At 54.3% G+C, this 21545-nt stretch carries 22 protein-coding genes and 1 pseudogene; 11 read left to right on the top strand and 12 right to left on the bottom strand.

Annotated features, from left to right (window positions below):
* Positions 1–49 precede the first annotated feature (49 nt).
* Genes EVX52_RS06485 through EVX52_RS06475 form a run of 3 tightly spaced genes read left to right on the top strand, consistent with a single transcriptional unit; the run spans position 50 to position 4782 of the window.
* Positions 50–1195: an MFS transporter gene (locus EVX52_RS06485; RefSeq protein ID WP_129990916.1), complete on the top strand. Its 1146-nt coding sequence runs from the start codon at positions 50–52 to the stop codon at positions 1193–1195.
* Positions 1196–1212: 17 nt separating this feature from the next.
* On the top strand, positions 1213–2817 hold the full coding sequence (locus EVX52_RS06480; protein WP_129950998.1) for a carboxyl transferase domain-containing protein: 1605 nt from the start codon (positions 1213–1215) through the stop codon (positions 2815–2817).
* A gap of 3 nt (positions 2818–2820) precedes the next feature.
* Entirely contained in the window at positions 2821–4782 is a 1962-nt protein-coding gene (locus EVX52_RS06475; protein ID WP_129950999.1) for a biotin carboxylase N-terminal domain-containing protein, read from the top strand.
* On the opposite strand, the gene EVX52_RS06470 is transcribed toward EVX52_RS06475, so the two are convergent.
* Together EVX52_RS06470 and EVX52_RS06465 are read right to left on the bottom strand one after the other, a co-directional pair.
* Positions 4757–5050, bottom strand: a complete 294-nt coding sequence (locus EVX52_RS06470) for a hypothetical protein (RefSeq protein WP_129990879.1) — start codon at positions 5048–5050, stop codon at positions 4757–4759. The genes EVX52_RS06475 and EVX52_RS06470 overlap by 26 nt on opposite strands.
* Before the next feature lie 181 nt (positions 5051–5231).
* Positions 5232–5828, bottom strand: a complete 597-nt coding sequence (locus EVX52_RS06465; RefSeq protein WP_129951000.1) for a TetR/AcrR family transcriptional regulator — start codon at positions 5826–5828, stop codon at positions 5232–5234.
* 116 nt (positions 5829–5944) lie between these two features.
* Between EVX52_RS06465 and EVX52_RS06460 the strand changes: the two genes are divergently transcribed.
* Positions 5945–6700, top strand: a complete 756-nt coding sequence (locus EVX52_RS06460; protein WP_129990878.1) for an SDR family oxidoreductase — start codon at positions 5945–5947, stop codon at positions 6698–6700.
* 238 nt (positions 6701–6938) lie between these two features.
* Here EVX52_RS06460 and EVX52_RS06455 read toward each other — a convergent pair whose 3' ends face one another.
* The 7 genes from EVX52_RS06455 to nac form a co-directional block, all read right to left on the bottom strand.
* Entirely contained in the window at positions 6939–7676 is a 738-nt protein-coding gene (locus tag EVX52_RS06455) for an amino acid ABC transporter ATP-binding protein (protein ID WP_013576021.1), read from the bottom strand.
* A gap of 12 nt (positions 7677–7688) precedes the next feature.
* Positions 7689–8438, bottom strand: coding sequence for an amino acid ABC transporter permease (locus EVX52_RS06450; RefSeq protein WP_129951002.1), 750 nt, complete (start codon positions 8436–8438; stop codon positions 7689–7691).
* Between the two features lie 4 nt (positions 8439–8442).
* Positions 8443–9138, bottom strand: coding sequence for an amino acid ABC transporter permease (locus tag EVX52_RS06445; protein WP_129990877.1), 696 nt, complete (start codon positions 9136–9138; stop codon positions 8443–8445).
* 50 nt (positions 9139–9188) lie between these two features.
* Positions 9189–9938, bottom strand: coding sequence for an SDR family oxidoreductase (locus EVX52_RS06440; RefSeq protein ID WP_013576018.1), 750 nt, complete (start codon positions 9936–9938; stop codon positions 9189–9191).
* A gap of 133 nt (positions 9939–10071) precedes the next feature.
* A complete protein-coding gene (locus EVX52_RS06435) occupies positions 10072–10854 on the bottom strand; it encodes a LamB/YcsF family protein (protein ID WP_129990876.1) in 783 nt (260 codons plus the stop codon).
* The gene (locus EVX52_RS06430) at positions 10851–11279 is read right to left on the bottom strand and encodes an acetyl-CoA carboxylase biotin carboxyl carrier protein subunit (protein ID WP_129990875.1); all 429 of its coding nucleotides are present in this window, start codon (positions 11277–11279) and stop codon (positions 10851–10853) included. The genes EVX52_RS06435 and EVX52_RS06430 overlap by 4 nt, the downstream gene beginning before the upstream one ends.
* A gap of 140 nt (positions 11280–11419) precedes the next feature.
* The gene (gene nac / locus EVX52_RS06425) at positions 11420–12343 is read right to left on the bottom strand and encodes a nitrogen assimilation transcriptional regulator NAC (protein ID WP_129990874.1); all 924 of its coding nucleotides are present in this window, start codon (positions 12341–12343) and stop codon (positions 11420–11422) included.
* A 369-nt stretch (positions 12344–12712) separates the two neighbouring features.
* Between nac and EVX52_RS06420 the strand changes: the two genes are divergently transcribed.
* A complete protein-coding gene (locus EVX52_RS06420) occupies positions 12713–13918 on the top strand; it encodes a pyridoxal phosphate-dependent aminotransferase (RefSeq protein ID WP_129990873.1) in 1206 nt (401 codons plus the stop codon).
* A gap of 68 nt (positions 13919–13986) precedes the next feature.
* On the opposite strand, the gene EVX52_RS06415 is transcribed toward EVX52_RS06420, so the two are convergent.
* The 3 genes from EVX52_RS06415 to EVX52_RS06405 are packed head-to-tail and all read right to left on the bottom strand — an operon-like array spanning position 13987 to position 16538.
* Positions 13987–14973, bottom strand: a complete 987-nt coding sequence (locus EVX52_RS06415; protein ID WP_205951552.1) for a biotin-dependent carboxyltransferase family protein — start codon at positions 14971–14973, stop codon at positions 13987–13989.
* Between the two features lie 11 nt (positions 14974–14984).
* Entirely contained in the window at positions 14985–15695 is a 711-nt protein-coding gene (gene pxpB, locus EVX52_RS06410) for a 5-oxoprolinase subunit PxpB (RefSeq protein ID WP_129951007.1), read from the bottom strand.
* A gap of 3 nt (positions 15696–15698) precedes the next feature.
* The gene (locus EVX52_RS06405) at positions 15699–16538 is read right to left on the bottom strand and encodes a transporter substrate-binding domain-containing protein (protein ID WP_041689107.1); all 840 of its coding nucleotides are present in this window, start codon (positions 16536–16538) and stop codon (positions 15699–15701) included.
* Between the two features lie 239 nt (positions 16539–16777).
* Here EVX52_RS06405 and EVX52_RS06400 point away from each other — a divergent pair, with 239 nt between their 5' ends.
* The 6 genes and pseudogenes from EVX52_RS06400 (at position 16778) to dgoD (ending at position 21531) form a co-directional block, all read left to right on the top strand.
* On the top strand, positions 16778–17698 hold the full coding sequence (locus EVX52_RS06400; protein ID WP_129990872.1) for a DMT family transporter: 921 nt from the start codon (positions 16778–16780) through the stop codon (positions 17696–17698).
* An 85-nt stretch (positions 17699–17783) separates the two neighbouring features.
* A pseudogene (locus tag EVX52_RS06395) lies at positions 17784–17942 on the top strand (IS3 family transposase); the annotation flags it as partial.
* 251 nt (positions 17943–18193) lie between these two features.
* A complete protein-coding gene (dgoR, locus tag EVX52_RS06390) occupies positions 18194–18892 on the top strand; it encodes a D-galactonate utilization transcriptional regulator DgoR (RefSeq protein WP_013575998.1) in 699 nt (232 codons plus the stop codon).
* Entirely contained in the window at positions 18889–19785 is an 897-nt protein-coding gene (locus tag EVX52_RS06385) for a 2-dehydro-3-deoxygalactonokinase (RefSeq protein ID WP_129990871.1), read from the top strand. The genes dgoR and EVX52_RS06385 overlap by 4 nt, the downstream gene beginning before the upstream one ends.
* On the top strand, positions 19769–20386 hold the full coding sequence (locus EVX52_RS06380) for a 2-dehydro-3-deoxy-6-phosphogalactonate aldolase (RefSeq protein ID WP_129990870.1): 618 nt from the start codon (positions 19769–19771) through the stop codon (positions 20384–20386). The genes EVX52_RS06385 and EVX52_RS06380 overlap by 17 nt, the downstream gene beginning before the upstream one ends.
* Positions 20383–21531 carry a galactonate dehydratase gene (gene dgoD, locus EVX52_RS06375; RefSeq protein ID WP_015690092.1) on the top strand — a complete coding sequence of 383 codons (1149 nt, stop codon included), beginning with the start codon at positions 20383–20385 and terminating at the stop codon, positions 21529–21531. Before EVX52_RS06380 ends, dgoD begins: the two co-directional genes overlap by 4 nt.
* Positions 21532–21545 lie beyond the last annotated feature (14 nt).

The raw sequence follows: 21545 nt of genomic DNA, 5'->3' as shown, positions 1-21545 counted from the left end.
ATCTGAAAGTTACCGTGTTCCGGCCGTGGACACGCTTTCGTTGAGGATCATGTCGCTGGCCTGTCTGGTCGTGTTCATGACGCAGATGGCGACCACCATCTACCTTCCTTCACTTCCGGTCGTGATGCGGGAGCTTGGGATGACCCAGAGCGCGACAGAGTTGTCGATCTCGATTTTCGTCGTCGGCGCGGCGGTGCCCGTTATTTTCTGGGGAGCGGCGGCAGACCGCTATGGACGGCGCATCTCACTGACATTATCGCTGGTGTTATTTATCGGCACCAGCCTGCTGCTGGCGTGGTGCAGGGACGCTAACCTGCTTCTGGTTTTACGTGCCTTGCAGGGGATCGGCGCGGGGGGAGCCGCGATTATCGGGCGCATTCTGGTTAAAGATAACTGGAGTGGTGCGGAACTGGCAAAACGACTTTCCGTATTGTCGGTAGCGTTTATTACCGCGCTGGGCGGCGGACAGTTTATCGGCGGACTTATCAGCTATTACCTGCACTGGCAGGTTGCCTTTCTGGTGCTGGCCGCCACCGGCTTTGTTGCGCTGCTTTTCTCACTGACGGTGCCGATGGCGTATGCCGAACCTGCCAGGATCAGCAAGGGTATGGCGCACGCCTACTTAACCATTCTGCGGCGCCCAGGTTTTTTCTGGCCAGCGTGCGTGGGAGGGCTGGGCTTTGCCACGACCGTGACATTGCAGGAAGTCAGTCCGTTTGTCATGCAGCAGAGTTTTGGTCTGGAGGTGACCAGCTTTGGTCTCTTTGGCCTGCTTATCGGCATCTCCTATCTGGCCGGCGCATTGACGGTAAATCGCATCGTGCACGCTACGGGAGTGGTCACCTTAATGCGTCGTGGCTCGTTGATGGTCGCGATCTCCGCGCTGGCGCTGCTTGTTCTGTGGTGGACTGGGCTACTTAGCCACACATCGGGACTGGTTATTTTTATCGTGCTGTATTGTCTGATTATTTTCGGCCAGGCGGTGATGTTCCCAAGCAGCATGTCGGCGGCGGTGAACGATGGTAAGGATTTCGGTGCTTACGCGATGGCGCTGTGCGGGTTTCTGCAGCAGGGGATGGCGGGAATTGCCTCCTCATTTGCCGTGCTGCTGGAGCATCACGGCACATGGACGCTGGCCATCTTGCTGACCGGACTGGCGAGTTTTCTGATCGCCCGGTTCAAAGTCCACGCTTAATTTCTAAGAGAGGCACCATGGCGACAATTGCAGCACGTCATTACACCGATAATCCGACGTTTCGTGAAAACCAGCAGGCATTTGCCCGGATGCAGCAGCCAATAGATGAAGCGCGGCAAGCGGCGCTCCAGGGAGGAGGGGAGGCGGCTCGTCAGAAACAGGCGGCGCGTGGCAAACTTTCAGCCCGTGAACGTATCGCCCTGCTGATTGACGTAGGCAGCGCCTTTGTTGAAATTGGGCAGTTGGCTGCTCATCAGGTATATGAACATTCGGTGCCGTCGGCCGGGATCGTGACCGGTATCGGTATTGTTAAAAATCGCGCAGTGGCGATTTACGCCAATGATGCTTCGGTAAAAGGCGGCGCATATTATCCGCTGACATTGAAGAAGCATCTGCGCATGCAGCAGATTGCCCGTGAAATGGCACTTCCCAGCGTCTATCTGATGGACTCGGGGGGCGTTTATTTGCCGCTTCAGGAAGAGATTTTTCCTGATGAACATCATATCGGGCGCATTTTTCGCAATATTGCTGAAATGTCCGCGGCGGGTTTACCCCAGATCGCGGCGGTGTTGGGTTCCTGTACCGCAGGAGGAGCATATATACCCGCAATGTGCGACGAAACGGTGATTGTCAAAGACAACGGCACTATTTTCCTCGGCGGCCCGCAGCTGGTGCGTGCTGCAACGGGGGTAATTGTTGATGCCCAGACCCTTGGCGGTGCCGATGTCCATACGCTGGATAGCGGTGTGGCCGACCACTATGCAGAACATGACCGTCATGCGTTGCACATTGTCCGTGACATTATTGCCCGCAGCGATGCCGGTAAGCTTGCGTCACCGCCGATGGCGGCGGTTGAGCCGCTGTTCGATCCGCGCCAGATCCCTGGCATTATCAGCGCAAATCCGCGTGAACCTATCCCCGTTCGGGAGATTCTTGCCCGCCTGCTGGACGGCAGCGAGCTGACGGAATACAAAGCCCGCTATGGGCGCACGCTCATTTGCGGAACGGGCCATATCGGCGGTTTTCCGGTCGGGGTGTTGATTAATGACGGGGTGCTGTATTCAGAAAGCGCGCAGAAGGCGGCGAACTTTATCGAGCTGTGTGTACAGCGCAATATCCCCTTGTTGTTCCTGCATAACATCAACGGCTTCATGGTGGGGCCGGAGTATGAAGCCGGGGGCATTGCCAAACACGGAGCCAAAATGATGAATGCGGTCGCCTGCGCCCGTGTGCCTAAATTCTCTGTCCTGATTGGCGGCAGCTTTGGGGCGGGCAATCTGGCGATGTGTGGTCGCGCGCTTGGCCCGCAGCTCATGGCAATGTGGCCGAACGCGAAAATGTCTGTCGTCGGCAGTGAGCAGGCGGCAACGGTGATGGCACTGATGCGTGAGGAGCATTTAGAAAAAAAAGGCCAACCTTTCACCGCTGAAGAGGCTGAACGGGTCAAACAACCGGTCCGCGATGCTTATGACCGGCAGGGACAGGCATTGTATGTCGCTGCACGTTTGTGGGTGGATGCCGTTATTCTTCCCGAACATACCCGCGACTGGCTGGCGTTGGGACTTGCGCTTGCCCACCAGGCACCCCAGCAGACGACCCATTTTGGCGTTTTCAGGATGTGAACCATGTTGAATCGAATTCTTATTGCTAACCGTGGCGAGATTGCCCGACGTATTGCCCGCACCGCCAGAGAAATGGGTATTGAGTACGTAGCGGTTTATTCTGATGCCGATACCGAAGCCGATCATCTGTCAGGTGCAATACGGACCGTCAATATTGGTGGCCCGCTTGCCGCCGACAGCTATCTGAACATTGATGCGCTTGTGAGTGCCGCACGTCATTCGGGCTGTGATGCGGTTCATCCCGGCTACGGATTTTTATCTGAAAACCCGGAGTTTGCCGAGGCGGTTTCCCTGGCTGGGCTGACGTTTATCGGACCGTCGGCGAATATCATCCGCGATATGGGCAATAAAATTCTGGCCCGGCAACAGATGGAAAAAGCGGGAGTGCCAGTACTCCCCGGATCGCAGGAAGCTTCTGAATCCTTCAGTGTGCTGAATGCGCTGGCTGAAGAAATAGGATATCCGGTGATCCTCAAGCCTGTCGCGGGTGGCGGGGGTAAAGGAATGCAGGTGGTGGAGCAGGCTGCTGAAATGCAGGCGGCCGTTGCCGCGGCCGTGCGTATCGCCAGGGCTAACTTTAACGATGGCCGTCTGATGATCGAACGCTATATCCATTCGCCGCGTCATATCGAAGTGCAGATCATGGGTGATAAGCACGGGCAGGTGGTGCACCTGTATGAAAGAGAATGTTCACTGCAACGGCGGCATCAGAAAATTATCGAAGAAGCCCCGGCGACGTCCATTTCTGCGGAGGTTCGCGAAGCAATGTTAAACGCGGCCGTCAACGGGGCACGGCAAATAGGCTATTTTAATGCGGGAACATTTGAGTTTATCGTTGCGCCTGACAACCGGTTTTATTTCCTTGAGGTCAACACCCGCCTGCAGGTAGAGCATCCGGTGACGGAAATGATCACAGGACTGGATCTTGTTGAGTGGCAGATCAAAATTGCGGCGGGCGAACAACTGCCCTTGTCTCAGTCGCAGATAGTCAGTAAGGGGCATGCTTTTGAGAGCCGTATATATGCTGAGGATCCGGACGATGACTTTACTCCCTCGCCAGGACCGGCCACAGTAACATGGCCGGAGACAGCCCGGACCGACAGTGCTTTCGACCACCATGGCGAGGTACCTGCGTTTTACGATCCGCTGATTGCTAAACTTATTGTCCATGCCGCAGATCGCGAGCAGTCCCGGCTTAAAATGGTGCAGGCACTGACTCAGACGTGGGTGTTTGGGGTGACGACCAACAGTGGCTTTCTTCTGGAATTATTAAACCATCCCCGGGTGATGGCCGGTAACCTGCATACCGGGTTAATTGACCAACTTCTTACGGAGCGTGACGTCTCAGTCGGGCCACTGGCTGCCGTTGCCAGCGCAGCTGCACTGCTGGCAAAGCAGGAAAGTGCAGGGCGTACCTCTTCCCCCTGGTACGGGCTACAGGGAAACAGTGACCGGCAGGCATTAGACCCGGCGGCACCCGCAGGAAAAATATATATCCGCTATCAGGGGAATGAAATTGCTGTCAATCTGCTGACGCTCGGTAATACCCGGGTACTGACGGCTATTGGTCCGGAGACATTTACCATCACTATCGCGCCGGTGAATCATGGCTGGGGCGGGCAGTGTGGTGATGTGAGCTGGCAGGGAAGAGAGAGAAAAGGGATCGTGGAAGTGATACTGGCGGGCAAGCGATACCGGGTCGATAGCCAGCTGCATCTGGAAGAGAATAACCGTTCGACTGGCAATGGCGTAACAGCCCCCATGCCGGGAACCATCGTATTTATCGCGGTAGAACCGGGCGCATTCGTTAAGGAAGGCGATACGCTTGCCATCGTCGAGGCGATGAAAATGGAAAACCGGGTGGTGGCAGTCACCGGGGGTGTGATTGCTGAGGTGCTGTGCGCAACGGGTGAGATCGTCAGTAGCGGGCAGCAACTTTTTACCCTTGAGGAGAGGCCGGGTTAATAACCGCATTTTCACACATTGGTTTATAGGGGTTACGGATGCCGGGGAACAGAATCGTAAACCTGGAAAGGTTTTTCAGAAGGCTTGAGACGGCGGATTTTGGTGTCGTTAAGACACCTTTGGTGGTCACGTCATTATCGAACCGCAAACTTTTGCGGATCCGGAACCTCATCACATATAACCAGCCAGGGACCGAACCCACCGGAATACGACGGCGGTCTTCTTCCAGAGATGCGCCACCAATTAAGACGTTGTCTGGATGGAGCATGTCGTAATCCCGGCAAATAAGAACGCCTTTGCGTCTGATGTTTTTAACCCGATCCACGTATTGCAAATATCAATCAATGCCAGGCTTAAAAAATAATGAAAAGGCGAGGCAATTATTGTTCAGACCCCCGGGAGACTTCGGCTGTTTCGCCACTCTCCTGCATGTACGCTGTGGTTGTCGTCTACTGAGAAACAGAGCGTAGCGGTGCCCCCGCGCGCAGTCCCGCCATCACCATGTCGATGAGCCAGGTTAGCCGGGGCTGCCACTCATCATTAAAATCGAGCTGCCATATCCCTGCAATTGCCAGGAAAAAGTCGTCAGTGGTAACCCCCGGGTGGATAGTTCCCGCTTTCTTATTGGCATCAAGTAACAACTGAGCGGCAGCAATGACAGGGGCATAGCCTGCCTTTTCCGGACAGTCCCGCGAGAGCGATACCTCGCGAATGGCATTGGCCAGGCCTGCTTTGGTCATTGCGTATTCGGCAAGGCGATTCATCCAGTCACGCAACGCCTGTTCGGGTGCGCAGGTCCGGAGCAAATGTTCTGCAAACTTTGTGACCTGCAACATCTCATAGCGATAAACCTCCATCACTAATACCTCCCGTGTCGGGAAGTTACGATAAAAAGTGGCCTGCCCGACGCCTGCCTTCTTCGCGATCGTGCTTAGGGGCACGTCTGCGGAAACGGTCAGTTCCTGAAGTGCAACCGACAGAATACGCTCGCGGTTTTGCTGCGCGTCAGCCCGTGCCGGGCGACCCGTTTTTTGTTGCTGTGTCACCAGTCCTCCTGTCCACAATATTAAAACTTGCTTAACGGACAATTGTCCGTTAATTTTTTCCTGTCGGACAACTGTCCGTTTGGCATTCTACCTTTTTCATCAATCCGGAGAAACATATGAAAACTTCAGGTAATACGATCCTCATCACGGGTTCCACGTCGGGGATAGGGCTGGGCCTTGCGGTACGTTTTCATGAAGCAGGCAATAAGGTCATTGTAGCTGGCCGTCGCAAGGCTTTACTTGATCAAATCACAAACGATTACCCCGGCATCGAGGCCATTGAACTCGATATTGCCGATGCCGGTTCCATTACCCGGGCAAGCGAACTCGCAGCAGCACGCTACCCCGACCTGAATGTTGTCATCAACAACGCCGGTATTATGTTGAGCGAAAATGTTTTGGATCAGAATGCAGTGAAGATTGCGCAACAGACTGTTGAGATCAACCTTCTGGGGACCATTCGTATGACTTATGCGTTCTTACCGCAGCTGGTTAAAAAGAATGACAGTGTCATCATTAATGTCAGTTCCGCACTGGCGTTTGTTCCGTTCCCTATTGCCATGACCTATAGCGCCACAAAAGCTGCGATTCATTCATTCACTGAAAGCTTGCGTGTTCAGCTCGCCGACACTTCCGTACGCGTAATTGAGTTAGCGCCACCAGGCGTGCAAACCACATTGTTTGGTCAGGAAAGTGACGAGCATGCCATGCCGCTGGAAGACTTCCTGACTGAGACGCTCGACCTTTTGCATGCAGACCCGGCGCCTGATGAAATCATCGTTGAGCGCGCACAATTTTTACGTACAGCCGGGGCTACGGGTCACTACGACAGCGCCCTTAAAATGCTTTCTGAATGGAAGGCTGCAGACTAAGAGCGTTCGTGGCAAAGAGTATGGGCAACCCCGACGCAGCAGATTAGTCACTCCATAATCGAACTGAAATGACCCCAAATCTGACGACCAAATTCTCCCGATGCGGAGGGAAAACTGAAAATGCATCGGGAAGACTTTTCACGCTAGCTCGTTGAATTTAAATGATACAAAGGTTCGTTCAGTTTTATGAAAAACAAAAAGCCCGCTTAAGTTTCCTTAAGCGGGCTTCTCTAAATAATTAATGGTGCAATAAGTCACTTAAAAACTTCCTGGCACGTGGGTGTTGCGGATGATTGAAGAAGTTTTCCGGTTTGGATTTTTCCAGAATTTTCCCCTGATCCATAAACCAGATTGTGTCCGCCACGTCGCGGGCAAAATTCATTTCGTGTGTGACGCACATCATGGTCATACCTTCACGTGCAAGACTGCGCATCACATTCAGGACTTCACCGACCATTTCCGGATCAAGCGCCGACGTCGGTTCATCAAACAGCATCACTGGCGGTTTCATGGCTAATGCCCGGGCGATGGCAACACGTTGCTGCTGCCCGCCGGAAAGCTGTGCCGGATAGGCATTGGCTTTGTGTGATAATCCGACACGTTCCAGCAGTTCACCCGCGTGCTTGCGTGCTTCCTGACGTTTCACGCCGAGCACCTTTACCGGCGACATCATGATGTTGTCCAGCACCGAAACGTGCGGGAAAAGATTAAAGTTCTGAAAGACAAAACCGATACGCGTGCGCAACTGGTTCAGTCGGGTGCTGGTGCCATGAATATCCATGCCATCGAACAGGATCTGGCCCTCTTCAATAGGTTCCAGCCGGTTCACGGTGCGGATCAGCGTTGATTTGCCCGAGCCGGACGGTCCGCAAACCACTACGACTTCACCACTTCTAATTTCAGCACTCAGGTCGGTCAGCGCCTGATATTCGCCATACCATTTATTAACCTGATTAAATAAGATCATCGGTCGCATCGTCGTTCCTTATTATGGTTGAGTCTTCAGCAGTGGAGCCTTCGTCATTTTCTCCGCTTCCGGCATCCGGTTCTGTCGTTTGCGCGTGATACGGGCTTCAAGCTTATTGGCCAGCCACGTCAGGCTGAAACAGATGATGTAATAGCCAATCGCGACAATCGCGAAGACTTGAAAAGGTTTGGTCAGCAGTTGGTTATTCACCTGATTAGCGGCAAAGGTCAGCTCCGGCACGTTAATGACGTAACCCAGCGTGCTGTCTTTAATGATAGAAACCAACTGGCTGACCAGACTTGGCAGCGTGTTGTATAACGCCTGCGGCAGAATAATCAGACGCAGCGTTTTGAAATAACTCATCCCTAAAGCGCGCGCCGCTTCGTACTGGCCGCCCGGCAGCGCCTGAATGCCGCCGCGCACGATCTCGGCGATATACGCACTTTCATAAATCACCAGCGTACACAGCATAGTGCTGAAGCCGCTGATGTTGTGACCGATTAACAGTGGAACGCAGAAATACGTCCAGAACACCACCATCAGCAGCGGAATGCCGCGTAAGCCGTAGACCCAGCAGGCAGCGGGCCAGCTCAGCCAGCGGAAAGGCGATAAACGCGCCAGCCCGAGCAGAATACCCACCGGCAGTGCAAACAAAACGGCCAGCAGGGAAATCAGTAATGTACAAAGTATCCCGCCCAGTGGCCCCTGCGGGTATTGCCCCATCAGGAACAGCATCCCGTTGTCGTGCAAAATCGTGAACATCTCGAGCATGTGATTACCTCGCGTAGGCCCGCTGGAACCGGCGGGCCAGCAATGCGCCAGCACTCATCAGCAGCAGAGAGAAGAACAGATAACCGGCAGAGGCCACCAGATACGATTCGAAAGTCCGGAACGTCTGGTTTTCAATATCACGGGTCACGTAAGTCAGTTCAGCTACGCCAATGACCATAGCCAGACTGGTGTTTTTGAACAGTAAAACGGTGTGGTTGAGCAGCGAGGGCAGCGCGTTGCGGATGCCCTGCGGTAAAATAACCGAACGCAGCGATCGGGTGTAACTCATGCCCAGCGCGCGTGATGCTTCGGTTTGCCCTTCAGGAATAGCGCGTAATCCGCTGCGGATGTCTTCAGAGAAATACGCCGCCTGACACAATCCGAGCGCAAACATCGAGAACAGAAACTCGGCGTTGAAATCGTTAATCCACATCTGCACAGATTCCGGCAGCAGCGTCGGAATGGCGAAATACCACATCATCAGTTGAATAAGCGTCGGTACATTGCGGTGATACGACACATAGGCGCGGACGAAATATTCGGCGGTGCGTTTGTGCGTCAGCCGGATGACGACCAGCAGCAGGGCAATACACATCGCGAGCAGCCAGGCCCCCAGCGCCAGCTTGAGGGTGACAACCATGCCATCGACGATCATCTGCCCGAACTGACCGGTCAGGACTTTGCTGAAATCGAGCGTCATCGTATTTTCACCCTCCTGAATGGTTGAACTGTGGGTTTATAGGAAAAAGATCACAGACCTTCGCCGGGGCGCATGGTGGAAAGACCACCGGGAACCTGCAACGTCGGGGTGATTTCGATGTTGCCGATGTTGACGGCAATCGGCGCAGAAACGGCAAACGCCACGCAATCGGCGATGTCTTTGGCTTCGGGCAGTTCAAAACCGTCAATGAAACGGCGGCGGGCTTCTTCGTGATCGCCGGAAACATTGCCGAAAATGTCAGTCGCCACGCGGCCCGGGCAGATTTCAGTGATGCGCACACGCTTGCCGTAGCAGTCAACGCGTAACTGGCGTGACAGGGCGTGAACTCCGGCTTTGGTGGCGTGATAAATCGAGTTGCCGCCGAAGTTATAAATCGCGGCAATCGAGGTGATGTTGATGACGTGGCCGCGATCGCGTTCCATCATGCCCGGTACCAGCAGGCGGCAAAGATGCAAAACGGCGCGCAGATTCACATCCACCTGCGTATCCACGGATTCTTCATCGGCGCTCAGGATAGAGCCGGGACGGGAAACCCCGGCGTTGTTCACCAGAATATCCACGCTGATCTCGCTGCACAGGCGCGTCACCGCGTCGAGGTCGCTGACATCGAGCGCATGCGGAATACAACCGGTGCGGGCGGCGAGGGCGGCCAGTTGATCGGCGCGGCGCGCGACGGCATGAACGGTGATCCCTTCCTGACAAAGGCGTTCGACAATGGCTTCACCCATGCCGGCCGATGCGCCGGTCACCAGCGCGGTTTTGTAATCTGAAAATGGCATTGCGACTCTCCTGTTAAACCTCCGGCTCCATCATGTTCTGCCGGTGGGTGTTTTCTGACTGTATCCAGTAATTCTCAGACGGTATAAGACATAAACCGTGTGAGGCGATAAGAGGGGCTTATAACAGCGTGTTTTACCGTGCCATCTGGCGGCGTTGCCGGGCTGGCGGCATCAGCGCGATGTCCATTTCGGCAATAATTTCCCGCAGCGTATGCACCATTTCGAGGGATTCCGGCGTATCGCCGTGAACCAGAATCGATGTCGCATCCACCGGCAACGTCGCGCCGTCGATGCTTTGCACCGTGCCTTCGCGCAGCAACTGCCGGATGCGCGTGCGTACCTGCTCTTTGTCATGAATAACCGCGCCCGGCAGCGTCCGGCTGACCAGCAGGCCGTTGCTTTCATAGGCGCGGTCGGCGAGAAACGTACCAATCACCGGCAAATCCAGCGCCCGCGCCATGCGTTCGACGGCGTTGCCGGGCATCGTGCTGATGATCATTTGTGCATCGAAATTCTTCACCGCCTGCAATAACACCCGCGCCAGCCGGGCGTCTTCGGACACCATATTGCCCAGCGCACCGTGGAAACTCATGTGCGTCAGCGGGTAATCCGCCGCTTTCGCAAAAGCAGAAAGCGCGCCAAGCTGATAGGTGACGTAATGCGCCATCACCTCCGGTTCGATGTGCATCCGGCGGCGGCCAAACCCGGACAAATCGGGAAATCCGACGTGCGCACCGAGATCCACCTGATACTTTTTCGCCAGCGCGACGGTTTTCGCCATAATCACCGCGTCCCCCGCGTGAAACCCGCAGGCCACGTTGGCGGAGGTGATCAGCGGCATCAGCGCGGCGTCGTCGGCGATGGTGTAATCGCCAAAGCCTTCGCCAATATCGGCGTTTAAATCGATGTATTTCATGCGGCCAGCTCCTCGCGGCGTAAAGTGAAAATCTCCGCGCCGTATTCCACGCAGTCACCGTCTTCCACGAACAGGGATTCCACCACGCCCTGCACCGGGCTGCGCAGCGGCAGATAAATCACGCCGACTTTCAGCAGGCCGAGCAGCGCATCTTTCCCGACTTTTTCACCCGGTTGTGTGAACGGAATTTTGTTGAGCGGATGCCGTAACAACACAATGCCGGGGAAAGGTGCACACACCGCGTCGGGAGCGGTCAGCACGGTTTCGTCCGGCATGCGGCATGGCAAAATGGCGGGGGAGACTGGCGCGTATTTCATGCTGATCCGAAAGCCGTTTCCGCTGAGTTCAATCTGGCTCAGGCCGGACGTACGCATCTTTCGTGCGATATCTCGCAACTCGCTGAGTGCTGGTGCTTTTTTTTCCATATCCTTCCCGTCGAAGAGAGAGTGTCCCCGCGCAATAACGACGACAAAACGACCCGCTTTGCGGGCGGTAAAAGCACTCTATCGTGTCACTGCCGACGTCAGGAAAGAGGATTTCGCTTTGCGGTAATAAGGTGTGCTTATTACCCCACCAGCGTCAGTGGCCGGTTATCCACCGTGCGGCTGGCCATCAGCGACAGTAAAATCGCTTTGACCGCTTCGGCGGGCTGGGACAGCGGCAGATGGTCGGACATGCAAAATGACAGCGCCGCCTGAATATTCGGTTTATCAATTTTCGCCATCCACGAACCCGAGGCTTTGAGCATCGCGCGGGCGGCGGATTCCGGCATGATCGTGCAGCCTAAACCCGCCGCCAGCGCGGCATTGAGGGTGGTTTGCGATTCGATTTCGCATTTCACGCGGTACGTCACTGCTTCATGGATAAACGCGTCGTCGATGACTTTACGCATGATGTTGTAAATGCGCGGCAGGAACAGGTCATACTTTGCCACCTGCGCCAGACTGACGGATTTCAGCGGTTTGCTCAGCGCGTGCGGGCAGACGAAATACAACTCTTCTTTCATCAGCGGCATAAACCGTAATCCGTGAATTTCCCGGTTGCCGTAAATCACCGCCATATCCATCCGGCCATTCATGATCAGCTCGCTGAGCGTGGTGCCGAAGTTTTCATTGAAATACAATACGATGCCCGGATATTGCCGGTGGACTTCTTCCATCAGCGGCAATGCCAGTTGCTGTGCGGCGGTGCCCGGCGCAAGCCCGACAGAAACGCTGCCCGAAAGTGCCAGCGCCGAGCCGTCAATCGCGCTCTGGGCCTGATCGCACTGGCGCAAAATGGCCTGCGCGTGGATATACAAAATCTTGCCCGCTTCGGTCGGCGTCACGCCGCGTTTGGTGCGGATCAGCAGTTGCTGATTCACTTCGCCTTCCAGCGTCGCGAGTTGCTGGCTGAGCGCAGGCTGCGCAATGTGCAGGATATCTGCGGCCTGAGTGAGGCTACCCACATCGACAATCTTGATAAAATATTTAAGGCGGCGGAGATTCACGATGGCATCCTCATCACGGAAACAAGTGGTGTTATAAGTAATGTGTATGAAGCAAGATGAGTGCCAACACGCACTAACAGGCTGATTTATGTCCGATATCCGGTTTTCCTTCTGATTTACCCGCCGATTTATTCACTGTATAGCCGGATGTTTTCTGCCTTTGCGCAGCCTCCCGAATAATGAAAATTCCCGCCTGCACTGCGCCGGTGCAAATTGCCTGATTTGCGCGTTCAGCCATTGTTTTGTGTTATGTCACCACAACAAAGCGCTATTGGTCGGCGCGGTCCGTTCCTCATTACTCTTTCCCCTGAAGTGCCTCATCGCTGTCCGTCTTTTTACGTTCGATAAAAACAATGGAACCCCAGGACCATGCCTGATATCGCCGATCGCTTAAAAAATGTCTCTGTTTCTGCCTCCGTCGCCATGACGCAAAAGGCCCGTGACCTCGCAGCCGCAGGCGTGAACGTCATTGCGCTTTCTACCGGTGAACCGGATTTTCCGACGCCCCCTCATGCCACGGAAGCCGCCTACGCCGCCGCGCTCGGCGGTGATACCCGTTATCCGCCAACCGACGGAACCCCGGCGCTGCGGGCGGCCATTGCGCGTAAATTTCAGCGCGATAACAACCTGAATTACGACGTGGGCCAGATCCTCACTGCAGGCGGTGCGAAGCAAATTATTTTTAACGCGATGCTGGCGACGATTAATCCGGGCGATGAAGTGGTGATCCCGACGCCGTCGTGGATTAGCTATGCGGATATCGTCAAATTCGCGGGCGGTATTCCGGTGCCGGTGGCCTGCCCGGAGGAGAACAATTTCAAGCCGTATCCGCAGGACATCGACGCGGCGATTACGCCGAAAACCAAGTGGCTGCTGCTGAATTACCCGAGCAATCCGGCCGGTTCCGTGGCAACCCGCCAGGAATTGCAGGCGATGGGCGAGGTGATGCTGCGCCATCCGGGCGTGTGGATCCTGACCGATGACATTTACGAACATCTGATCTATGACGACGTGACGTTTTATACGCTGGCCGAAGTGGAACCGCGTTTGCTCGATCGCGTGCTGACGGTCAACGGCGTGTCGAAAGCCTATTCCATGACCGGCTGGCGTTTAGGTTTTTGCGGCGGTCCGCAAGATCTGATTAAAGCCATGAGTAACGTGAACACGCAAAACAGCGGCGGCGTCACCACGCTCACGCAGGCAGCGGCGGTCGCGGTGCTTAACGGCCCGCAGGATTTACTGAAAGAGCGCGCCGAAATCTACCGCCAGCGCCGCGATTACGTGCTGGAGCGGTTAACATCCGTGCATGAACTGCGCTGTCATAAACCGCAGGGTGCGTTCTATCTGTTCGTGAACATTGAAGGCTGCATCGGGAAAACCACCGCAGGCGGGCGTCACATCAATAGCGATGCCGATTTCGTGATGGCGCTGATCGAAGAAAAACACGTCGTCACCGTACAGGGCGCGGCCTACGGCATGAGTCCGTATTTCCGCATTTCGTATGCGACCAGCATGGAAGTTTTGCAAGACGGCTGCGACCGGATAGCAGAGTTTTGTGCGGAGCTGAAGTCATAACGTCTGAGTCAGAAGCATAAAAAAACGGGCCTGTTCTGGCCCGTTTTCTGTTTCATCCATAGGGCGTTTTAAACCCCCATGATTTTCTTCACCGGCATAACGCTATCGCGCAGGCGGGTGAGCCACTGGCTGATCTGCGCTGCAACAGCAATGGCTTCGCGTGCATCGCTTTTGACCAACTGAATGCTCTGACCGGGCTGAACCTGCGCCAGGCGCCATAAGTCTTCTTCAATAATTCCGGCAATTTTCGGATAGCCTCCGGCGGTATTGGCGTCAGCCAGCTGAATGATCGGCTCGCCGGCAGGCGGAACCTGAACGATGCCGGGGACTAAACCGTATGAACGCATTTCGATGACTTTCGAGGGCGTGACCGGCGCGCCGGATAAGCGGTAACCGGTGCGGTTGCTGTGCAGGGACACTTTCCACGGCTGCGACCAGAAGCGGGGAAGATCGGCTTCAAACAGCGTGTATTCTCCGGCGGGAATAGCCCGCAGTTGCACGCATCCCTCAGTGCTGGTCGGGAATACGTTTGCCAGCGCGATCTCCGGCGGCTCGATGCCCATACCTTGCGCAGGCAGGGGAGATGCGGTGGTTTTACCCGCCGCGAGGCGATCGTTTTTCTCCAGTGGTCGTCCGTCTAAACCACCAAAACCACCACGCAGCGCGGTACTGCGCGAGCCCATAACGACCGGGACGTCAATGCCTCCGGCGACGCACAAATAGCTGCGCGCACCGTAACGCGGGAACTGCATTTCCAGTTCCTGCCCTGCGCGGACGGAACACGCCCACCAGGGCGGAAGATCTGTACCGTCGAGCTTCGTGCGGCAATCTGCGCCGGTGATGGCAATGCTGGTATCGGCGAGAAACCGGACCTTAAACGGAAACATCTGCACTTCAATGCAGGCGGCGTTTTCGTCATTGCCCAGCATGATGTTGCCCGCGTGAAACGCCAGCGGATCCATCACGCCGCTGACGGACACGCCGATATCCCGAAATCCGTTGCGGCCCGCGTCCTGAACGGTATTCAGCGGGCCGGTTTTCACTATTTCAATCACGGCTGGTTCAGTCACAATTCAATCCTTTCTGGCAGAAAGCGCACGCTGTCCCCCGGTGCCATGAGTGCAGGATTCTCCGCCTGCGGGTCAAACAGCGTCAGTTCGGCGAATCCGATGGCGTTCCAGCCGTTTGGCCCGGTCAGCGCGGAAATCCCGGTCTGTGCGCCGCCGATGGTCACGGTGCCTTTGAGCATATTCAGCGAGGGGACTTTTTTACGCGGCGTGGCCAGAGACGGATCCAGCCCGTGGAGATAGCCAAAACCCGGTGCGCTGCCCAGTGAAAACACCGTGTAGCAACCCTCGGAATGGCGATGGATGACCTCGCGTGGCGAAAGCCCGGTATGCTGGCAAACCGCGTCCAGATCGGTGGCATATTGGCCGCCGTAAATCACCGGAATTTCAATCAGTTTGCCTTGCGGATGTACGGCCTGTGCCTGTTCCCAGGCGGCCACCAGCAGGGCAAAGGTGGCGTCGTAATCTGCCGGTGTCTGGCGAAACAGCACCAGCAGATTGGTCACGCCGGGGATCAGTGATTCGATATCATTACGCGCACGCAATGCGACCGCCAGTGACCAGATGCGGCGCTGAGCGGGCAGGTCGAAATCTCCTGGCGCTTCAATCAGCCATGCACGGCTGCCGATGGTGGAGATTTTGATGTTGTCGCCCTGACTGGCAAGAATAAAAGAGGCGCGGGAAGGCGCCTCGTGCGACGCAGTGATCATCGGTTATTCCAGAGGTTCGAATTTAAGGCTGGAGAGCGGCTGTACTTTGTCTTCGCGCACCATTTTGTATTCGGTATTTGGCCCGATCCAGGTATCCCAGATTTTATCGATGGTGCCGTCGTCATCCATCGCTTTCAGGCTGCTGTTAACCTTCGCCAGCAATGCCGGTTCGTCCTTTTTCATGCCGACGCCAATCGGCTCCAGCGCCATCGGCTCTTTGATCATCCCCAGTTCAATGCCGTCTTTTCCGGCCTGAGAAATCATTTTGATGGCGGTCATGGTGTTGGTCACAAAGCCCACCGCTTTATTCTGTTCCAGCGCCAGAAAGGCCGACGCAGCATCCTGGAAGGTCACGGCTTTTGCGCCTGCCAGATAAATCGATTGTTCAGACGTTGTGCCTTTGGTGGCGCTGATGCGTTTGCCTTTAAAATCCGCACGAGTTTTATCGACGTTGGGCTTTTTCACCACCAGCACTTCTTTCGCCACATAATACGGGTCGCTGAACTGAATCTGTTGGCCGCGTGTTTTGGTATACGCCAGATTGGCAATCAGCACGTCGGCGCGCCCAGTGGCGATCACCGCAATACGTGCTTCAATAGACGTCGGCATCAGATTGAGTTTTACGCCCATCTGTTTGGCTAACGCCGTACATAAATCGACGTCCATTCCCGCAAGCTGGCGCGTTTTCGGATCCGGCGACGAGAACGGCGGCACATCGGAATACACGGCACAATTGAGTGAGCCGCGTGCCTGAATATCAGAAAGAACATCCGCTTTCGCAGAGGAAAAGGCCGCCATCAGTGGCAACGCCAGCAAGGAACAAGACAGTAACTTCAGTTTCATCATTCATTCTCCGGGATTTTTTAATTAGCAGTGTGTGACGACAACTTCCCCTGGCTCACTGTGAGCAAAACTGGCTGCGGTTTCTTTATGAGTCAGCCCGACTATATAAGCTCACCCTGGCGTTGTATAAGAAGTAAACCCTGTATGGCGATACGCTTTTTGTATGACCGGGAAAAAGGCAGCTCTGCCAGAATAGCGGACAGATTCATCCCGCTGCTCACCAGGAACGAAGGTTAATAATGAACGCCAGAATGGGTATTTCGCTAAAAATATTATCAGCCCTGTGTGCCACATTAATGCTGGCCTGCGTGAAAGGGTTAGGCGGAAATATACCTACCGGAGAAGTGATATTTTTTCGTTCTTTCGTTGCCTTATTCCCGCTGCTGATCTGGCTCAAATTGCAGGGCCCTGTTTTCCCGCAAATTAAAACGAAGAATATATTCGGCCATTTAATTCGCGGCTTTTCCGGCACGGGGGGAATGTATTTTAACTATCTGGCGTTAGTGTATATCTCGCTGGCGGATGCCACGGCGATAAGCTACGCCGCGCCGCTATTTACGGTGGTCATGGCTGCGGTTTTACTGCGTGAAAATGTTCACGCAGCCCGCTGGCTGGCGGTGGGCATCGGTTTCACCGGCATTATCGTCATGCTGTGGGCGCATCTGACAGACAGCGGTTCGCTGCTGTCGGGCAGTGTTAAGCAGGTTTCGGCGGGGCTGGGCGTGATTCTGGCGCTGCTGGCGGCGATGTGTACTGCCGTCTCTTCGGTGCAAATCCGTTTTTTAAATGGCATCGAAAGACCGGGCGCGATCGTTTTCTACTTCTCGCTGATGACCATGCTGATTGGTCTGGCGACGATTTTCTTCGGCTGGAAAATCCCGACTACCTTGCAGCTTTTACTGCTCATCGGTTGCGGATTTTTTGGTGGAATGGCACAGATCCTGATTACGCTGAGCCTGCGTTACGCCGATGCGTCGCTGCTGGCGCCTTTTGATTACACCACGATGGTCTGGTCGATGATGCTTGGTTTTCTGTTCCTCGACAGTTTTCCATCATCTTCCACGCTGGCCGGTGCGTCAATCGTGGCCGCAGCCGGGATTTTCGCCTTATTGAGTGAGAGGCGTATAAACAGAACGGCTATTATCAAATCAGCAAAGTAGGGGAGTAAGGGGGGCGGTAAGCATCCTGATCTCCTCCAGGATATCTCAAACGTGCGTGGAACTAAAACAGGTGTGCTTACATAATGGCTACGCGAATTTTAGCCAAGCCAGCACGGCAATAACGAATTACATCACAGGATATTACAGCCAGCTCAGACCCCATCAATATAATGGTGGTTTGACGCCGAATGAATCAGAAAGATTGTTCTGGAAAAACTCTAAAGCCGTGGCCAGTTTTTGTTGACCAGTACAGACCTCATACTCATTTTCCTCCAATCAGAAACGTCCTTCGTGCTAACCCATCCTATTCAGCAAAATCGCAAGGCATCGACCGTTTTGTGATCTGTATTGCAGTACATGATTAACACTTTGTACTACAATTTACATCAAGGTTAAGAACAATAATTGTGAATTGTGCGGTGATATTGCGACGCATAGGCTCGATACAGGTAAAGTACCCGGCAACTTTTCCTTTTAGTCTTTTGTGGAGCATCTATGAGTAGCCAGGAGTTGAGCAAAACCGATCGCATTATTCTCGAGATAGGGCAGCAAATCGTCAGTGGCAAATATGCCCCAGGGTCTGCATTGCCGGCGGAAACCGAGTTGTGCGAAGAGTTCCAGACGTCACGGAACATCATTCGTGAAGTGCTTCGCTCGTTGATGTCGAAGCGGTTGGTGGAGATAAAGCGTTATCGCGGTGCCTTTGTGGCTTTACGCAACCAGTGGAATTATCTGGATACCGATGTTTTGCAGTGGTCGTTGGCGAATGATTATGACCCGCGGCTGATCCCGGCGATGAGCGAGGTGCGTAATCTGGTTGAACCGGTCATTGCCCGCTGGGCTGCGGAAAGGGCGACCTCCAGCGAATTAGCGGTTATTGAAAAGGCACTTAACGATATGATCGCCGATCACCAAAATCGTGACGCATTCAATGAGGCTGATATCCGTTTTCACGAAGCGGTACTGGCGTCGGTGCATAACCCGGTGCTGCAACAACTCAGTGTGGCGATAAGTTCCTTGCAGCGTGCCGTATTTGAACGGACCTATATGGCCGATGAAGCCAACATGCCGCGCACATTGAAGGAGCATCAGGATCTGTACGATGCGATACGGCATCAGAACGCAGATGCAGCAGAACAGGCGGCACTGACAATGATCGCCAGCTCGACCAAAAGGCTGAAGGATATTACATGAGAGAAAGTTATATCGCCATTGACTGGGGTTCGACCAACTTGCGCGCCTGGCTCTACCTGAACGGTGAATGTACCGATCACCTGGAGTCAGAAGCGGGGGTTACCCGGCTCAATGGCCGTACTCCTGAACAGGTTTTCCGCGACACACTTTTACCCTGGCAAGCTCATCAGGTACCGGTTCTGATGGCGGGAATGGTTGGCAGCAATGCGGGATGGATGACGGTACCGTATCTGCCTTGCCCGACGCGGCTGACTGATTTCTCCAGACAGTTAACGCGGGTGGAGCAGGCCACACCGTTCAACGCGTGGATTATTCCCGGTCTGAGTGTGGTCAGCGAGGGTAATTGCAATGTCATTCGCGGTGAAGAAACACAGTTAATCGGTGCTTATACAGAATGTCCGGCTTCGCTTTATCTGATGCCGGGAACGCACAGTAAATGGGTACAGATGGACGGTAGCGAGATTGTTGATTTCCGTACCGTCATGACCGGCGAACTCCACCATTTGCTGATGCACCATTCGCTGATTGGTATCGGGCTGACTGAGCAACAGGCGAATCCGGCGGTATTCCAGCAAGGGCTGGAGAGTGGTTTCAAAGAAACCAACATTATTCGCAGTCTTTTTGAGGCCCGCGCGGCGCATGTGTTAGGGCAATTAGATAAAAGCGCCGTCAGTGAATGGCTATCGGGGTTGTTGATCGGCAATGAAGTGTCGCAAATGCAGCGGCAATACGGCATCACTGGCGATCAGCCCATCACCTTAATTGGGAGTCCCAAACTGACCGCACGTTACCAGCAGGCATTGAAGTTTGCCGGACTGACCTGGCAAACGCTGGAAGGCGATCGCGCTTTCCAGACAGGTATAAGGAGTATTATCAATGAGTTGGAGTACTAAACTTCCATTAATCGCCATTCTGCGCGGTATCACACCACAAGACGTTCAGGCGCATGTGACAGTATTGCTGGAGGCAGGTTTTGATGCAGTGGAGATCCCACTCAACTCGCCTGACTGGCAGCGCAGCATCAGTGAAACGGTGAAAGAGTTTGGGCATCGGGCGCTGATTGGTGCCGGGACGGTTTTACAATCTGCGCAAGTTGATGAACTGAATGCAATGGGTAGCCGTCTGGTGGTCACCCCTAATATTCAGCCGGAAGTGATTCGTCGGGCTGTGGGGTATGGCATGACCGTTTGCTCTGGTTGCGCGACCGCGACGGAAGCCTTCAATGCACTGGATGCGGGCGCTCAGGCGCTGAAAATCTTTCCTTCCAACGCATTTGGACCGGATTACATCAAAGCGTTGAAAGCGGTGCTACCGCCAGAAATTCCGGTCTTTGCCGTGGGGGGGATCACTCCTGAAAATTTACATCTCTATCTTAATGCCGGTTGCATCGGTGCAGGGTTGGGAAGTGATCTCTACCGTGCCGGACAGTCTGTTGAACGTACGACACAACAAGCTAACGCCTTTGTTAAAGCTTATAAGGAATCAACCCGATGAAAGTGACCAAACTAACCACCTACCGGCTACCGCCGCGCTGGATGTTCCTGAAAATAGAAACTGATGAAGGCATTGTCGGTTGGGGAGAACCGGTTGTTGAAGGCCGTGCCCGCAGTGTGGAGGCTGCTGTGCATGAGCTGTCTGAATATGTGATCGGACAGGATCCGGCGCGCATCAATGACATTTGGCAGACTCTGTATCGCGGTGGATTTTATCGCGGTGGGCCGATTCTGATGAGCGCGATTTCCGGTATCGATCAGGCACTGTGGGACATTAAGGGCAAAGCCCTGGGCGTTCCTGTTTATCAACTGCTCGGTGGTCTGGTTCGCGATAAGATTAAAGCCTACAGCTGGGTTGGCGGCGACCGCCCGGCAGATGTGATTGAAGGCATTAAAAAGTTGAAAGGCATTGGTTTTGATACCTTTAAACTCAATGGCTGCGAAGAAATGGGCATGATAGACAATTCACGTAAAGTTGACGATGCCGTCGCCGTCGTGGCGCAAATACGTGAAGCATTCGGTAACAGCATTGAGTTCGGACTCGACTTCCATGGCCGCGTCAATGCACCTATGGCGAAGATTCTGATCAAAGAGCTCGAACCTTACCGTCCGCTATTTATCGAAGAACCGGTACTGGCCGAACAGGCAGAATACTATCCTCGTCTGGCTGCTCAGACACATATTCCCATTGCAGCCGGTGAACGCATGTTCTCGCGCTTTGAGTTCAAACGTGTATTGGCCGACGGTGGTTTAGCCATTATCCAGCCGGATTTGTCGCACGCGGGTGGGATCACGGAATGCTTTAAAATTGCGGCGATGGCAGAGTCTTACGATATTTCGCTGGCACCGCATTGTCCGTTGGGGCCGATCGCACTGGCTTCTTGCCTGCATCTGGATTTTGTGGCGCGTAATGCGGTATTCCAGGAGCAGAGTATGGGTATCCATTATAATAAGGGTGCCGAATTATTGGATTATGTCATTAATAAAGAAGATTTTACCATGACGGATGGTTATTTCTATCCGCTGAATAAACCTGGACTGGGCGTTGAAATTAATGAGGAGTTGGTGATTGAGCGCAGTAAGAATGCCCCTGACTGGCGCAACCCAATTTGGCGTTATGAAGATGGTGCTGTCGCCGAATGGTAACCTGTTATATATAT

The organism is Rahnella sp. CFA14(1/10) (genome assembly GCF_004195095.1).
GTDB classification, from domain to species: domain Bacteria; phylum Pseudomonadota; class Gammaproteobacteria; order Enterobacterales; family Enterobacteriaceae; genus Rahnella; species Rahnella perminowiae.
The sequence above is the reverse complement of the archived record's forward strand: the minus strand, read 5'-3'. Positions and strand labels throughout refer to the sequence as shown.

Excerpts from the sequence above, each read along its gene's own strand:
- EVX52_RS06485 (WP_129990916.1), top strand. The coding sequence starts at position 50 with ATGTCGCTGGCCTGTCTGGTCGTGTTCATGACGCAGATGGCGACCACC.
- EVX52_RS06480 (WP_129950998.1), top strand. The coding sequence starts at position 1,213 with ATGGCGACAATTGCAGCACGTCATTACACCGATAATCCGACGTTTCGT.
- EVX52_RS06475 (WP_129950999.1), top strand. The coding sequence starts at position 2,821 with ATGTTGAATCGAATTCTTATTGCTAACCGTGGCGAGATTGCCCGACGT.
- EVX52_RS06470 (WP_129990879.1), bottom strand. The coding sequence starts at position 5,050 with ATGCTCCATCCAGACAACGTCTTAATTGGTGGCGCATCTCTGGAAGAA.
- EVX52_RS06460 (WP_129990878.1), top strand. The coding sequence starts at position 5,945 with ATGAAAACTTCAGGTAATACGATCCTCATCACGGGTTCCACGTCGGGG.
- EVX52_RS06455 (WP_013576021.1), bottom strand. The coding sequence starts at position 7,676 with ATGCGACCGATGATCTTATTTAATCAGGTTAATAAATGGTATGGCGAA.
- EVX52_RS06450 (WP_129951002.1), bottom strand. The coding sequence starts at position 8,438 with ATGCTCGAGATGTTCACGATTTTGCACGACAACGGGATGCTGTTCCTG.
- EVX52_RS06445 (WP_129990877.1), bottom strand. The coding sequence starts at position 9,138 with ATGACGCTCGATTTCAGCAAAGTCCTGACCGGTCAGTTCGGGCAGATG.
- EVX52_RS06440 (WP_013576018.1), bottom strand. The coding sequence starts at position 9,938 with ATGCCATTTTCAGATTACAAAACCGCGCTGGTGACCGGCGCATCGGCC.
- EVX52_RS06435 (WP_129990876.1), bottom strand. The coding sequence starts at position 10,854 with ATGAAATACATCGATTTAAACGCCGATATTGGCGAAGGCTTTGGCGAT.
- EVX52_RS06430 (WP_129990875.1), bottom strand. The coding sequence starts at position 11,279 with ATGGAAAAAAAAGCACCAGCACTCAGCGAGTTGCGAGATATCGCACGA.
- EVX52_RS06420 (WP_129990873.1), top strand. The coding sequence starts at position 12,713 with ATGCCTGATATCGCCGATCGCTTAAAAAATGTCTCTGTTTCTGCCTCC.
- pxpB (WP_129951007.1), bottom strand. The coding sequence starts at position 15,695 with ATGATCACTGCGTCGCACGAGGCGCCTTCCCGCGCCTCTTTTATTCTT.
- EVX52_RS06405 (WP_041689107.1), bottom strand. The coding sequence starts at position 16,538 with ATGAAACTGAAGTTACTGTCTTGTTCCTTGCTGGCGTTGCCACTGATG.
- EVX52_RS06400 (WP_129990872.1), top strand. The coding sequence starts at position 16,778 with ATGAACGCCAGAATGGGTATTTCGCTAAAAATATTATCAGCCCTGTGT.
- dgoR (WP_013575998.1), top strand. The coding sequence starts at position 18,194 with ATGAGTAGCCAGGAGTTGAGCAAAACCGATCGCATTATTCTCGAGATA.
- EVX52_RS06385 (WP_129990871.1), top strand. The coding sequence starts at position 18,889 with ATGAGAGAAAGTTATATCGCCATTGACTGGGGTTCGACCAACTTGCGC.
- EVX52_RS06380 (WP_129990870.1), top strand. The coding sequence starts at position 19,769 with ATGAGTTGGAGTACTAAACTTCCATTAATCGCCATTCTGCGCGGTATC.
- dgoD (WP_015690092.1), top strand. The coding sequence starts at position 20,383 with ATGAAAGTGACCAAACTAACCACCTACCGGCTACCGCCGCGCTGGATG.